Here is an 869-nt window from a genome sequence, read left to right on the forward strand (position 1 = left end):
TCCCGGCTGCGTTGACGATGGCGGTGCAGATGACGGTGTCGTTCTCGTCGGTGATCGTGATGGTGTCACCGGGGCCACCGGTACCGGTGAACGTCAGGGTGCAGCCTCTGCGGGTAGTTGCGGTGTGGGGGTATGGGTGGGGGAGTGTGTCGCAGGTGATTGTGGATGCGTTGGCGGGGCTGGTGATGACCGGTGTCACTGGAGGGGTGGTGGTGGTGATGGTCACGGTTACGGGTTGGCCGGTGGTGCTGCCCTGGGGGTTGGTGGCGGTGGGGGTGAAGGTGTGCTGGCCGTCCGGGATCGGTGCGAGCGCGGTGCAGGTCCAGTTCCCGGCTGCGTTGACGATGGCGGTGCAGATGACGGTGTCGTTCTCGTCGGTGATCGTGATGGTGTCACCGGGGCCACCGGTACCGGTGAACGTCGGAGTGCTGTCATTGATCGTGGCCCCGTTGGCGGGGCTGGTGATCACCGGCGTCACCGGGAGGGCGGTGGTGTTGAGCAGTACCGACACCGTGTCCGCAGGAGTGTCGGCGGTGGCCAAGTCCAGGTAGCCGTCGCCGTTGAAGTCACCCACCGCCACCGAGCGCGGGCCGTCGCCGGTGGGGTAGTCGACCGGGGCGGCGAACGTGCCGTCACCATTACCCCCCAGCACCGACACCGTATCGGCGAGGGAGTTGGCGGTGACCAGGTCCAGGGCACCGTCACCATCCAGATCAGCCACCGCCACCGAGCGCGGGCCGTTGCCGGTGGGGTAGTCGGCCGGGGCGGCGAACGTGCCGTCACCATTATTCACCAACACCGACACCGTATTCACGGCAGCGTTGGCGGTGGCCAGGTCCTGGTCGCCGTCGCCGTTGAAGTCACCTACC

At 67.2% G+C, this 869-nt stretch carries 1 protein-coding gene; it reads right to left on the reverse strand.

The genetic code is table 11. The features are described 5' to 3' along the window. On the reverse strand, positions 1-869 hold an 869-nt coding region (locus tag ACFWI9_RS33700), incomplete at both ends, for an FG-GAP-like repeat-containing protein (RefSeq protein ID WP_387168958.1).

Source organism: Streptomyces sp. NPDC127084, assembly GCF_042724175.1.
Lineage (GTDB): Bacteria > Actinomycetota > Actinomycetes > Streptomycetales > Streptomycetaceae > Streptomyces.